Origin of the sequence: Streptomyces sp. URMC 129 (assembly GCF_051386415.1) — a bacterium.
In the GTDB taxonomy this organism is placed as follows: Bacteria; Actinomycetota; Actinomycetes; order Streptomycetales; family Streptomycetaceae; genus Streptomyces.
The window spans coordinates 1-11,418 of record NZ_JBPQTQ010000157.1 but is presented as its reverse complement, the minus strand read 5'-3'; the positions used below and the strand labels follow the sequence as shown (position 1 = coordinate 11,418).

The 11,418-nt window shown below is 72.3% G+C and carries 13 protein-coding genes and 1 pseudogene; 9 read left to right on the top strand and 5 right to left on the bottom strand.

Going from position 1 to position 11,418, the window contains the following annotated elements:
• From ACSNOC_RS24875 to ACSNOC_RS24865, 3 genes are all read right to left on the bottom strand, one after another.
• Positions 1–937, bottom strand: a 937-nt coding sequence (locus tag ACSNOC_RS24875) for a COX15/CtaA family protein (RefSeq protein ID WP_436749807.1), incomplete at its 3' end; no start/stop codon positions are given.
• 82 nt (positions 938–1,019) lie between these two features.
• Positions 1,020–1,793: an ABC transporter permease gene (locus ACSNOC_RS24870; RefSeq protein ID WP_436749806.1), complete on the bottom strand. Its 774-nt coding sequence runs from the start codon at positions 1,791–1,793 to the stop codon at positions 1,020–1,022.
• Positions 1,790–2,725, bottom strand: a complete 936-nt coding sequence (locus ACSNOC_RS24865) for an ABC transporter ATP-binding protein (RefSeq protein WP_436749805.1) — start codon at positions 2,723–2,725, stop codon at positions 1,790–1,792. The genes ACSNOC_RS24870 and ACSNOC_RS24865 overlap by 4 nt, the downstream gene beginning before the upstream one ends.
• Positions 2,726–2,862: 137 nt before the next feature.
• On the opposite strand from ACSNOC_RS24865, the gene ACSNOC_RS24860 reads away from it, so the two are divergent.
• The 9 genes from ACSNOC_RS24860 to ACSNOC_RS24820 all read left to right on the top strand — a co-directional run bounded on the left by ACSNOC_RS24860 (position 2,863) and on the right by ACSNOC_RS24820 (position 10,008).
• Positions 2,863–3,666, top strand: a complete 804-nt coding sequence (locus ACSNOC_RS24860; RefSeq protein WP_436749804.1) for a helix-turn-helix transcriptional regulator — start codon at positions 2,863–2,865, stop codon at positions 3,664–3,666.
• Positions 3,663–5,084 (top strand): Fe-S cluster assembly protein SufB, encoded by a 1,422-nt coding sequence (gene sufB / locus ACSNOC_RS24855; protein ID WP_436749803.1) that lies wholly within the window; start codon positions 3,663–3,665, stop codon positions 5,082–5,084. The genes ACSNOC_RS24860 and sufB overlap by 4 nt, the downstream gene beginning before the upstream one ends.
• A gap of 73 nt (positions 5,085–5,157) precedes the next feature.
• On the top strand, positions 5,158–6,339 hold the full coding sequence (gene sufD, locus ACSNOC_RS24850) for a Fe-S cluster assembly protein SufD (protein WP_436749802.1): 1,182 nt from the start codon (positions 5,158–5,160) through the stop codon (positions 6,337–6,339).
• Entirely contained in the window at positions 6,336–6,674 is a 339-nt protein-coding gene (locus ACSNOC_RS24845) for a non-heme iron oxygenase ferredoxin subunit (RefSeq protein ID WP_436749801.1), read from the top strand. Before sufD ends, ACSNOC_RS24845 begins: the two co-directional genes overlap by 4 nt.
• 9 nt (positions 6,675–6,683) lie before the next feature.
• The gene (gene sufC, locus ACSNOC_RS24840; protein WP_436749800.1) at positions 6,684–7,445 is read left to right on the top strand and encodes a Fe-S cluster assembly ATPase SufC; all 762 of its coding nucleotides are present in this window, start codon (positions 6,684–6,686) and stop codon (positions 7,443–7,445) included.
• Between the two features lie 88 nt (positions 7,446–7,533).
• Positions 7,534–8,808: a cysteine desulfurase gene (locus tag ACSNOC_RS24835; protein WP_436749799.1), complete on the top strand. Its 1,275-nt coding sequence runs from the start codon at positions 7,534–7,536 to the stop codon at positions 8,806–8,808.
• Between the two features lie 15 nt (positions 8,809–8,823).
• Positions 8,824–9,306 (top strand): Fe-S cluster assembly sulfur transfer protein SufU, encoded by a 483-nt coding sequence (gene sufU / locus ACSNOC_RS24830; RefSeq protein ID WP_436749798.1) that lies wholly within the window; start codon positions 8,824–8,826, stop codon positions 9,304–9,306.
• A complete protein-coding gene (locus ACSNOC_RS24825) occupies positions 9,303–9,635 on the top strand; it encodes a metal-sulfur cluster assembly factor (RefSeq protein ID WP_436749797.1) in 333 nt (110 codons plus the stop codon). The genes sufU and ACSNOC_RS24825 overlap by 4 nt, the downstream gene beginning before the upstream one ends.
• 19 nt (positions 9,636–9,654) lie before the next feature.
• Positions 9,655–10,008 (top strand): VOC family protein, encoded by a 354-nt coding sequence (locus tag ACSNOC_RS24820; protein ID WP_436749796.1) that lies wholly within the window; start codon positions 9,655–9,657, stop codon positions 10,006–10,008.
• 25 nt (positions 10,009–10,033) lie between these two features.
• Here ACSNOC_RS24820 and ACSNOC_RS24815 read toward each other — a convergent pair whose 3' ends face one another.
• Both ACSNOC_RS24815 and ACSNOC_RS24810 read right to left on the bottom strand, forming a co-directional pair.
• Positions 10,034–10,693 carry a hypothetical protein gene (locus ACSNOC_RS24815; RefSeq protein WP_436749795.1) on the bottom strand — a complete coding sequence of 220 codons (660 nt, stop codon included), beginning with the start codon at positions 10,691–10,693 and terminating at the stop codon, positions 10,034–10,036.
• A pseudogene (locus ACSNOC_RS24810) lies at positions 10,681–11,418 on the bottom strand (hypothetical protein); the annotation flags it as partial. The gene ACSNOC_RS24815 and the pseudogene ACSNOC_RS24810, both read right to left, overlap by 13 nt.

Genomic DNA, 11,418 nt, shown 5'->3' with positions numbered 1-11,418 from the left:
CGCCGTCCTGGCCGCCTGGGCCGCGGTCGCGGGTGGCCAGCAGGAGGCGGATCGTGGCGATCCACACCAGGGTCGAGCCCAGGAGGTGGAGGGCGACCAGCCACTCCGGCTCGTCCAGGAAGTACTGGGTGTAGCCGATGACGCCCTGACTCATCAGCACCACGAACAGGTCCCGGGCCCTGGCCAGCGTCGCGGGCGGGGCGTCCGCCGCCTTCAGGGCCGCCCAGATCGCGGCGGTGCCGAGCACCACGGCCCAGGCGAGGAGCGAGTGGATCCGGGTGATGCCCTCCCAGTCGAACGGCATCCGCTCGATGTCGCTGCTGTCGCCCGCGTGCTCGCCGGTGCCGGTCACCGCGGTGCCGACGACGACGAGCGCGCCCGTCAGGCCGGTCAGCCCGGCGATCGCGCGGCGCAGCGGGACGCCGACCAGGGGCCGGGGCGTCTCGTCGCCCTCGCGGGCGCGCTGCCAGGTCAGGGTCGCCACGGTGATGAGCGCGGTGGCGGCGAGGAAGTGGGCCGCGACGAGGAACGGGTTCAGCTCGGCGAGCACCGTCAGGCCGCCGAGCACGCCGTTGAACATGATCACCCAGAACTGGGCCCAGCCCAGGCGGGTCAGTCCGCGCCGCTCGGGCTCGGCGGCCCGCGAGGCGACGATCACCCAGCCGACGGCCGCGCAGACCACGTAGGTCAGCAGGCGGTTGCCGAACTCGATCAGCCCGTGCAGGCCCATCTCCGGCGTCGCGACGAGGCTGTCGTCGCTGCACTTGGGCCAGGTCTCGCAGCCGAGCCCCGAACCGGTGAGCCGCACCGCGCCGCCGGTGACGACGATGGCCACGCTCATGAGAAGCGCGGCGGCCACGGCCCGCCGCACGGTCCGCGGCTCCGGGGTCCAGCGGGCGGCGATGAAGGCGAGGGGGTTGCGCACTGCTTTCAGCACCCGGCCATGGTATGCCCGCGCTTGTGCGCGCGTTCACGAGGGGCCGGGCCGGGTGGGGTGAGAAGCGCCACGGGCCCCGGGCTCACTCCCAGCGGAAGAAGCGGGCCGCCGCCGTGAGGCCCGCCGCGGCCCAGGCGGCCAGGACGGCGGCGTCGGACCAGGGGAGGGGCGCGCCGTCGCGGAGGACCTCGCGGAGGCCGTGGGACAGCGCGGTCACCGGGAGGAATTCCAGGACGTCGCGCACGGCGTCGGGGAAGTCGTCCACCGGGACGACCACGCCGCCGAAGAAGACCAGCAGGACGAAGACCAGGTTCGCCGCGGCCAGGGTGGCCTCGGCGCGGAGGGTCCCGGCCATCAGCAGGCCCAGGCCCGACAGGGCGGCGGTGCCCAGCAGCATCAGGGCGGCCACGGCCAGCGGGTTGCCGCGCGGGGACCAGCCCAGCGCGAACGCCACCGCCGTCAGCAGCACCGTCTGGAGCGCCAGCGTCACCAGCACCGCGCACGTCTTGCCGCACATCAGCCCCCAGCGCGGCAGCGGCGAGGCGGCCAGCCGCTTCAGCACGCCGTAGCGGCGCTCGAAGCCGGTCGCGATGGCCTGCCCGGTGAACGCCGTGGACACCACGGCCAGCGCGAGGATCCCGGGCGCCAGGAAGTCGACGCGTTCCCCCTCGCCGGTGTCCACGATGTCGACCACGCTGAACAGCGCCAGCAGCAGCGTCGGGATCACCGCCGTCAGCAGGAGCTGCTCGCCGTGCCGCAGCGTCATCCGCGTCTCCAGCGCGGCCTGGGCGGCGATCATCCGGCCCAGCGGCGCCCCGCCCGGACGGGGCGTGTGACGGCCGGTGGTGAGGGTCATGAACGCAGCTCCTTGCCGGTCAGCTCCAGGAAGACGTCCTCCAGGGTGTGCCGCTGGGTGGTGATCCGGTCGGCGAGGACCCCGTGCTGCGCGCACCAGGCGGTGACCGTCGCCAGCAGCCGGGGCCCGACGTCGCCGGTGATCCGGTAGCTGCCGGGGCTCGGCTCGGACGCCTCGCTGCCCAGCGGCAGCGCCGCGCGCAGCGAGATCAGGTCGAGGCCGGGGCGGCCGGAGAACCGCAGCACGTCGGAGCCGCCGCCCCGGCACAGCTCGGCCGGGGTGCCGCGGGCGATGACGCGGCCGGCGTCCACGATGGCGACGTCGTCGGCCAGTTCCTCGGCCTCGTCCATGAAGTGCGTGGTCAGCACGGTGGTGACGCCGTCGGCGCGCAGCTCGCGCACCAGCCGCCAGGTGGCGTGCCGGGCCTGCGGGTCCAGTCCGGCCGTCGGCTCGTCGAGGAACACCAGCTCGGGCCGCCCGACCACGGCCAGTGCCAGGGCCAGCCGCTGCCGCTGGCCGCCGGAGAGTCTGCGGTAGGGGGTCCGCCCGCAGGAGCCGAGGCCGAGCCGTTCGATCAGGTCGTCCACGTCGAGCGGGTGGGCGTGCAGGCGGGCGACGTGGCGCAGCATCTCCTCGGCGCGGACGCCGGGGTAGACGCCGCCGTCCTGGAGCATCACGCCGATGCGCGGTCGCAGGACCCGGCCCTCGGTGGCCGGGTCGAGGCCGAGGACCCGCAGCCGCCCGGCGTCGGGGGCGCGGTAGCCCTCGCACAGCTCGATGGTGGTGGTCTTCCCGGCGCCGTTCGGCCCGAGGACGGCGGCCACGGTGCCGCGGGCCACGGTCAGGTCCAGCCCGTCGACCGCGGCCGTGCGGCCGTACCGCTTGACCAGGCCGACTGCCTCGACCGCCGGTTCCGCCCCTGCGTTGCGCATGGAGGCGAGTCTAGAAACCCTCGGCGGCGACCCGCGCGCCGGTCCGGCAGGTTAGGTTCGCCTTACGTGACACACTGCATTCCGGCTGGTCAGAACGCGGCTTGCCCGCGTCGCGAGAATTACGCAACAATGGCGTTGTGAAAAACGGGAACGGACGGCAGGAGACGCCGGGGGCCGAGGACGCCGCCGGCGGTTTCGCGTTGTCCGCGCCCGTGGCGCCCGAGGAGCAGTCCGGCACGCGGCAGCGCGTCGCCCGCTCCATTCTCGGTCACGGCCCGTCCACCGCGGCCGAGCTCGCCGACCGGCTGGGGCTGACCCAGGCGGCGGTGCGGCGCCATCTGGACGCCCTGGTCGCCGACGGTCTGGTCGAGCCCCGCGAGAAGCGGGTCTACGGCTCCCGGGGCCGCGGGCGTCCCGCCAAGGTCTTCGCGATCACCGACTCCGGCCGGGGCGCGTTCGACCAGGCCTACGACGAGCTGGCCGTCGAGGCGCTGCGCTGGATCGAGCGCGCGGCCGGCGGCGGCGAGCGGGGCGCGGCGGCCGTGATGGCCTTCGCGCGGGCCAGGGCCGAGGAGCAGGCCGAGCTGTACCGGCCGTTCCTGGAGCGGGCCGCTCCGCAGGAGCGGGCGCGGGCGCTGGCCCAGGCGCTGTCGCATCACGGTTATGCTGCGGCGACCCGGGGCGTCGCGACGCCCGCCGGGGAGCAGCTCTGCCAGCACCACTGCCCGGTGGCGCACGCCGCCGCGCGGTTCCCGCAGCTCTGCGAGGCGGAGACCGAGGTCTTCTCCCGCCTGCTCGGCAGCCACGTGCAGCGCCTGGCGACCATCGCCCACGGCGACGGCGTGTGCACGACGTTCGTGCCCGGGCCGGAGCACCAGCACCACCCGACCGAGACCCAGACCACCGCACCACCACGCAACGCCGGGAGGAACCCCGCATGACGCTCCCCACGGAGACGGCCCACCCCGAGCTCGAGGGGCTGGGCAAGTACGAATACGGCTGGGCCGACTCCGACGCCGCCGGTGCCGCTGCCAGGCGGGGCCTGTCCGAGGATGTCGTCCGCGACATCTCGGGCAAGAAGGCGGAGCCGGAGTGGATGCTGAAGCTGCGGCTGAAGGGGCTGAAGCTCTTCGGCAAGAAGCCCATGCCCAACTGGGGGTCCGACCTCAGCGGCATCGACTTCGACAACATCAAGTACTTCGTGCGGTCCACCGAGAAGCAGGCCCAGAGCTGGGACGACCTGCCCGAGGACATCAAGAACACGTACGACAAGCTGGGCATCCCCGAGGCCGAGAAGCAGCGTCTGGTCGCGGGCGTCGCCGCGCAGTACGAGTCGGAGGTCGTCTACCACCAGATCCGCGAGGACCTGGAGACGCAGGGCGTCATCTTCCTCGACACCGACACCGCGCTGAAGGAGCACCCGGAGCTGTTCCAGGAGCACTTCGGCACCGTGATCCCGGCCGGTGACAACAAGTTCGCCGCGCTGAACACGGCGGTGTGGTCGGGCGGCTCGTTCATCTACGTCCCGCCGGGCGTGCACGTCGACATCCCGCTCCAGGCCTACTTCCGGATCAACACGGAGAACATGGGCCAGTTCGAGCGGACCCTGATCATCGTCGACGAGAACGCGTACGTGCACTACGTCGAGGGCTGCACCGCGCCGATCTACAACTCGGACTCGCTGCACTCGGCGGTCGTGGAGATCATCGTCAAGAAGGGCGGCCGCTGCCGCTACACGACCATCCAGAACTGGTCGAACAACGTGTACAACCTGGTGACCAAGCGGGCCGTGGCCTACGAGGGCGCCACCATGGAGTGGGTCGACGGCAACATCGGCTCCAAGGTCACCATGAAGTACCCGGCGGTCTACCTGATGGGCGAGCACGCCCGGGGCGAGACCCTCTCCGTCGCCTTCGCGGGCGAGGGCCAGCACCAGGACGCCGGCGCCAAGATGGTCCACATGGCCCCGCGCACCTCGTCCAACATCGTCTCCAAGTCGGTGGCCCGGGGCGGCGGCCGGACGTCCTACCGCGGTCTGATCGAGATCGGCGAGGGCGCCGAGGGCTCGAAGTCCAACGTGCTGTGCGACGCGCTGCTCGTGGACACGATCTCCCGCTCCGACACCTACCCGTATGTCGACGTCCGCGAGGACGACGTGACGATGGGCCACGAGGCGACCGTCTCCAAGGTCAGCGACGACCAGCTCTTCTACCTCATGAGCCGCGGCCTGTCCGAGCACGAGGCGATGGCGATGATCGTGCGCGGCTTCGTCGAGCCGATCGCCAAGGAGCTGCCCATGGAGTACGCCCTGGAGCTGAACCGGCTGATCGAGCTCCAGATGGAGGGCGCGGTCGGCTGACCCGGCCGGCGTCCCCCACGGGACGAGCACGAGACATAAGCGTTCGATCAAGAGAGTGAGCACGACGACACCCATGGCTGAGGCCCAGAGCATCCCGGCCGGGGCGACCGCGGGAGGAGCGATCGCGGTGGCCGCCGACTCCACCGTGGCCACCCGCATGAGCGCCCCGCCGTCCTTCGACGTGGCGGACTTCCCCGTGCCGCACGGCCGCGAGGAGGAGTGGCGCTTCACTCCCCTGGAGCGGCTGCGGGGCCTGCACGACGGCACCGCGACCGCGGACGGCTCGGTGAAGATCGAGGTCGACGCGCCCGAGGCGGTCACCATCGAGACCGTCGGCCGCGACGACCCGCGCGTCGGCCGGGCGGGCACGCCCGTGGACCGGGTGGCCGCGCAGGCGTTCAGCGCCTTCGAGAAGGCGACCGTCGTCTCGGTGCCCGCCGAGGCGGTGCTCGCCGAGCCGGTGCGGGTGAGCCTGCACGGCGAGGGCGGCGTCACCTACGGCCACACGGTCTTCGCCATCGGGGCCTTCGCCGAGGTGGTGCTCGTCCTCGACCACACCGGCGACACCACCCGGTCCGCCAACGTGGAGTTCCAGGTCGGGGACGGCGCCAAGCTCACCGTCGTCTCCGTGCAGGACTGGGACGACACCGCCGTGCACTGCTCGCAGCACAATGTGCTGATCGGGCGCGACGCGTCGTTCAAGTCGGTCGTCGTGACCTTCGGCGGCGACGTGGTCCGCATCCACCCCCGCGTCACCTACGCGGCCCCCGGCGGCGAGGCCGAGCTGTACGGGGTGTACTTCACGGACAGCGGGCAGCACCACGAGCACCGGCTGTTCGTGGACCACACCGCGCCCAACTGCCGCAGCAACGTGGCCTACAAGGGCGCGCTCCAGGGCACCGACGCGCACGCGGTGTGGATCGGCGACGTGCTGATCCGCGCCGCCGCCACCGGCACCGACACCTACGAGCTGAACCGCAACCTCGTCCTCACCGACGGCGCGCGGGTCGACTCGGTGCCGAACCTGGAGATCGAGACCGGCGAGATCGTCGGCGCCGGCCACGCCTCGGCCACCGGCCGGTTCGAGGACGAGCAGTTGTTCTACCTGATGGCCCGCGGCATCCCCGCCGAGGAGGCGCGCCGCCTGGTGGTGCGCGGCTTCTTCGCGGAGCTGGTCCAGCAGATCGGCGTCCCGGACGTCGAGGAGCGGCTCATCGCCAAGCTGGAGGCCGAGCTGGAGGCGTCGATCGCATGACCGGCCCCGCCTTCGTCAAGGTCTGCACGCTGGGGGAGCTGGAGGAGGACGTCCCCCGGCGCGTGGAGGTCGGTGACGTCCCCGTCTCGGTCGTCCGCACCGAGGGCGAGGTGTTCGCGGTCAACGACATCTGCTCGCACGCGAACGTCTCCCTCTCCGAGGGCGAGGTGGAGGACTGCCAGATCGAGTGCTGGCTGCACGGCTCCAGCTTCGACCTGCGCACCGGCAAGCCGTCCGGGCTGCCGGCGACCCGCCCCATCCCCGTTTACCCCGTCAAGATCGAAGGAGACGGCCCCGACGCGGCCGTGCTCGTCTCCGTCACCCAGGAGTCCTGAGGCATCCCCATGGCAACGCTTGAGATCCACGACCTGCACGTCTCCGTCGACGGCGAAGGCGGCCCCAAAGAGATCCTGCGCGGGGTCGACCTGACCGTGAAGCAGGGCGAGACGCACGCCATCATGGGCCCCAACGGCTCCGGCAAGTCCACCCTGGCCTACTCGCTGGCCGGCCACCCCAAGTACACGGTCACCAGTGGCACGGTCACGCTGGACGGCGAGGACGTCCTGGAGATGTCCGTGGACGAGCGGGCGCGGGCAGGTGTCTTCCTCGCCATGCAGTACCCGGTCGAGATCCCCGGGGTCTCCGTCTCCAACTTCCTGCGCACCTCCGCCACCGCCGTCCGCGGCGAGGCCCCCAAGCTCCGCACCTGGGTGAAGGAGGTCAAGGAGGCCATGGCGCGCCTGGAGATGAACCCGGCCTTCGCCGAGCGGAACGTCAACGAGGGCTTCTCCGGCGGCGAGAAGAAGCGCCACGAGATCCTCCAGCTGGAGCTGCTGAAGCCGAGGATCGCGATCCTGGACGAGACCGACTCGGGCCTCGACATCGACGCGCTGCGCATCGTCTCCGAGGGGGTCAACCGCGTCCGCGAGTCGGGCGAGGTCGGCACCCTGCTGATCACGCACTACACGCGCATCCTGCGCTACATCAAGCCCGACCACGTCCACGTCTTCGCGGGCGGCCGGATCGTCGAGTCCGGTGGCCCCGAGCTGGCGGACAAGCTGGAGGCCGAGGGCTACGAGCAGTACACGAAGGGGGGCGTCTCATGAGCGACGCCCACGCGGCCACCGTGCCGCGGACCATCGAGAAAGCCGCGCTTCGCCGCGTGGGCGGAGAAGCGAACAGTGGGGTAGTGGCATGAGTGGGACGCATCCGGGGCCGGCGCTGCCGGGCCTGCTCGACACCGAGACGATCCGCAAGGACTTCCCGATCCTGGACCGCACCGTCCACGACGGGAAGCCGCTGGTCTACCTGGACAACGCGGCCAGCTCCCAGAAGCCGCGCCAGGTGCTCGACGCCATCAACGCCTACTACGAGCGGCACCACGCCAACGTGCACCGCGGCGTCCACGTGCTGGCCGAGGAGGCCACCGCGCTGTACGAGGGCGCCCGCGACAAGGTCGCCGCGTTCATCAACGCGCCCAGCCGCGACGAGGTGGTCTTCACCAAGAACGCCTCGGAGTCGCTCAACCTGGTCGCCAACATGCTCGGCTGGGCCGACGAGCCCTACCGGGTGGACGCCCGCACCGAGATCGTCATCACGGAGATGGAGCACCACTCCAACATCGTGCCGTGGCAGCTCCTCGGGCAGCGCACGGGCGCCAAGCTGAAGTGGTTCGGGCTCACCGACGACGGCCGGCTCGACCTGTCGGACATCGACCGGATCATCACCGAGCGGACCAAGGTCGTCTCGTTCATGCTGGTCTCCAACGTGCTCGGCACGTTCAACCCGGTGGACCGGATCGTCCGCCGGGCCCAGGAGGTCGGCGCCCTCGTCGTCATCGACGCCTCCCAGGCCGCGCCGCACATGCCGATGGACGTGCAGTCCCTGGGGGCCGACTTCGTCGTCTTCACCGGGCACAAGATGTGCGGGCCGACCGGCATCGGCGTGCTGTGGGGGCGGCAGGAGCTGCTGGAGGACCTGCCTCCGTTCCTCGGCGGCGGCGAGATGATCGAGACCGTCACCATGAGCTCCTCGACGTACGCGCCGGCGCCGCACAAGTTCGAGGCGGGCACCCCGCCGATCGCCCAGGCGGTCGGCCTCGGCGCGGCCGTGGACTACCTGAGCGCCATCGGCATGGACAAGATCGCCGCGCACGAGCACGCCATAACCCGGTACGCGCTCGACCGGCTCGCCGAGGTGCCGGGCCTGCGGATCATCGGCCCGGTGACGGGCGAGGACCGCGGCGCGACCATCTCGTTCACCCTCGGGGACATCCACCCCCACGACGTGGGCCAGGTGCTCGACGAGCAGGGCATCGCCGTCCGGGTGGGCCACCACTGCGCCCGGCCGCTCTGCCTGCGCTACGGAATTCCGGCGACGACGCGGGCGTCTTTCTATCTGTACTCGACGCCCGCCGAGGTGGACGCGCTCGTCACGGGCCTCGAGTACGTGCGTCGCTTCTTCGGATGAGGGTGGTTGTCGGACGTGCAGCTTGAATCCATGTACCAGGACGTGATCCTGGATCACTACAAGCACCCGCATGGCCGTGGCCTGCGCGACGGCGACGCCGAGGTGCACCACGTGAACCCCACCTGCGGCGACGAGATCACGCTGCGGGTGCGGTACGAGGGCGAGGTCGTCGCGGATGTCTCGTACGAGGGGCAGGGCTGCTCGATCAGCCAGGCCAGTGCCTCGGTGCTGAACGAGCTGCTCGTGGGCAAGGAGCTGGCCGAGGCGCTCGGCATCCAGGAGACCTTCCTGGAGCTGATGCAGTCGCGCGGGCAGATCGTCCCGGACGACGCGATGGAGGAGGTGCTGGAGGACGCGGTCGCGTTCGCCGGTGTCTCGAAGTACCCGGCGCGCGTGAAGTGCGCGCTGCTGAGCTGGATGGCGTGGAAGGACGCGACGGCCCAGGCGCTGGGCGACGCGGGGCTGAGGGACAGCGTGCTGAAGGGAAGGACCGCATGAGCGAGACCGCGACCACCGCGCCGGCGAGCGAGGAGGAGGTCCGGGAGGCGATGATGGACGTCGTCGACCCGGAGCTGGGGATCGACGTGGTCAATCTCGGCCTGATCTACGGCATCCACGTGGACGACGACAATGTCGCCACCGTGGACATGACGCTCACCTCGGCCGCCTGCCCGCTGACCGACGTCATCGAGGACCAGGCGAAGTCGGCCACTGAGGGCCTGGTCAGCGAGCTGAAGATCAACTGGGTCTGGATGCCGCCGTGGGGCCCGGACAAGATCACCGACGACGGGCGCGAGCAGCTCAGGGCGCTGGGCTTCAACGTCTGAGCCGCGCGGGGCGCGCGCGGTGAGCCTCGTGGTGGAGCAGTACACGCTCGACGCCCTCGACCCGGCGCGGCTGGCCGCCTTCTGGTGTGCCGCGCTGGGCTGGCGGGTGGTGGAGGACGACGGGGAGGAAATCTTCATCGCCGGGGAGGATCCCCGGGTGCCGGGCATCCTGCTGATCCGGGTGCCGGAGGCGAAGGCCGGGAAGAACCGGGCGCACCTGGACCTCCGGCCGGGCCCCGGGCAGCAGGACGCGGAGGTCGGGCGGCTCGTCGCCCTCGGCGCCCGCGTCGTGGACGTCGGGCAGCCCGCCGAGGCGCCGTGGCGGGTGCTGGCCGATCCGGAGGGCAACGAGTTCTGCGTGACCCGGCCCTGACCGCGCGGCGCGGGGGCCGGCGGGGTCAGCAGTCGTAGACGATCTCGGCCGTCGCGGTGTGCCGGGTGGGCGCGGTGACGCGCAGCTCGGCCGTGGCGGTCATGGTGCCCTCGCCCTGGAAGCTCCAGCGGAGCCGGAGCCGGGCCTCGTCGTCGTCGCGGGCGACGCGCTCCGTCAGGACGCCGGAGGTGCCGCCGTCGCTGCGGACCCACGTGTAGGTGATGACGCCGGGGCCGCCGTTCGTCCGCACCAGCGCCGTCACCTCCACGACGCTGTCGCAGCCCGCGGCGGCCGGTTCGGCGGCGACGGACACGTCCTCGACGGCCAGGCGGGGACCGCTGCGCTGCCACACCAGGTAGGCGATGACCGCGACCAGGATGAGGGCGGCGGGGCCGTACCGGCGCGACGCGCCGCGGCGGCGCCGGTCGGGAACGGGCGGCGCGGACGGCGGCGGATACGGCGCGTAGGAGGCGTACGGAGCGTACGGGGCGTAGGGCGCGTACGGGGCGTACGGCGTGTGCGCGGCCCGGTGAGCCGGGCCCGGGGCGGGGCCGGGGACGCCGGGGCCGAAGCGGCGCACGGCGGGGCCGCCCGTCCAGGCCGGGTCGAGCACGGTCGCCCGGTACGGGTCCTCCGCGGGACCGGCGGGGAGCGTCGGCTCGTCCGCCGGGTTCACTCCGGCCAATCGCAGTACCCCGGTTCCTCCGCCGTCGCGTACGGGTCGCCGTCCGCGTCGTCCTCGACCTGGAGCACGGTCGTGTAGCAGCCGTCCAGGTCGTTGATCGTCTCGCGCGAGAACGCGTACTCCAGGGCGCCGCTCAGCCGGACCACCTCGCCCTCCTCCAGCACGACCGTCTCGCCGGTGTCCTGGTTCACCGCGTACCACTCGACCCACACCGCGACCTCGTCGGTGGTGCACGTGGTGACCGTCACGTCGCCGGTGTAGACGCTCTCCCCCGAGTACAGCAGGCTCGGGATGGCGAGGGTGCGGATTCCGGTGATTCCCTCGCAGGGATCCTCGGTCGGGGGGTCCGTGGGCGGGTCGGTGGTGGCGGGATCGGTCGGTCCCCAGGTCTCCGGATCGGCGGTCGCGGTCGGTTCCGGGGTGGGGGCCTCCGTCTCCTCGGGCGAGGGGGCGGTGGCGGACGGCTCCGGGGTGGGCGCCGGGGACTCCCCGCCGCCGGTGTCCTCGGTGGGGCCGGGGCTGCTGGTGGCGGCCGACTCGGCCACCGAGCCCTTCTCGCCCTGGGCCGGGAGCACCGTGGCCAGCACGACCACCAGCGCGATCAGCAGGGCGCTGCCGATGGGTATCAGGCCGCGCCAGGGCGCCGTCCCGCCCGCGGGGTTGCCGGGCGGCGGCGCGGTGAGCGGCGGGGCGGGCGCGGGCGGCGGGGTGACGCCCGGCAACCC

Bases quoted from the DNA above. Each gene is read 5' to 3' on its own strand.
- ACSNOC_RS24835 (WP_436749799.1), top strand. From the start codon at position 7,534: ATGAGTGGGACGCATCCGGGGCCGGCGCTGCCGGGCCTGCTCGACACC.
- sufB (WP_436749803.1), top strand. From the start codon at position 3,663: ATGACGCTCCCCACGGAGACGGCCCACCCCGAGCTCGAGGGGCTGGGC.
- sufD (WP_436749802.1), top strand. From the start codon at position 5,158: ATGGCTGAGGCCCAGAGCATCCCGGCCGGGGCGACCGCGGGAGGAGCG.
- ACSNOC_RS24870 (WP_436749806.1), bottom strand. From the start codon at position 1,793: ATGACCCTCACCACCGGCCGTCACACGCCCCGTCCGGGCGGGGCGCCG.
- sufC (WP_436749800.1), top strand. From the start codon at position 6,684: ATGGCAACGCTTGAGATCCACGACCTGCACGTCTCCGTCGACGGCGAA.
- ACSNOC_RS24845 (WP_436749801.1), top strand. From the start codon at position 6,336: ATGACCGGCCCCGCCTTCGTCAAGGTCTGCACGCTGGGGGAGCTGGAG.
- ACSNOC_RS24825 (WP_436749797.1), top strand. From the start codon at position 9,303: ATGAGCGAGACCGCGACCACCGCGCCGGCGAGCGAGGAGGAGGTCCGG.
- ACSNOC_RS24865 (WP_436749805.1), bottom strand. From the start codon at position 2,725: ATGCGCAACGCAGGGGCGGAACCGGCGGTCGAGGCAGTCGGCCTGGTC.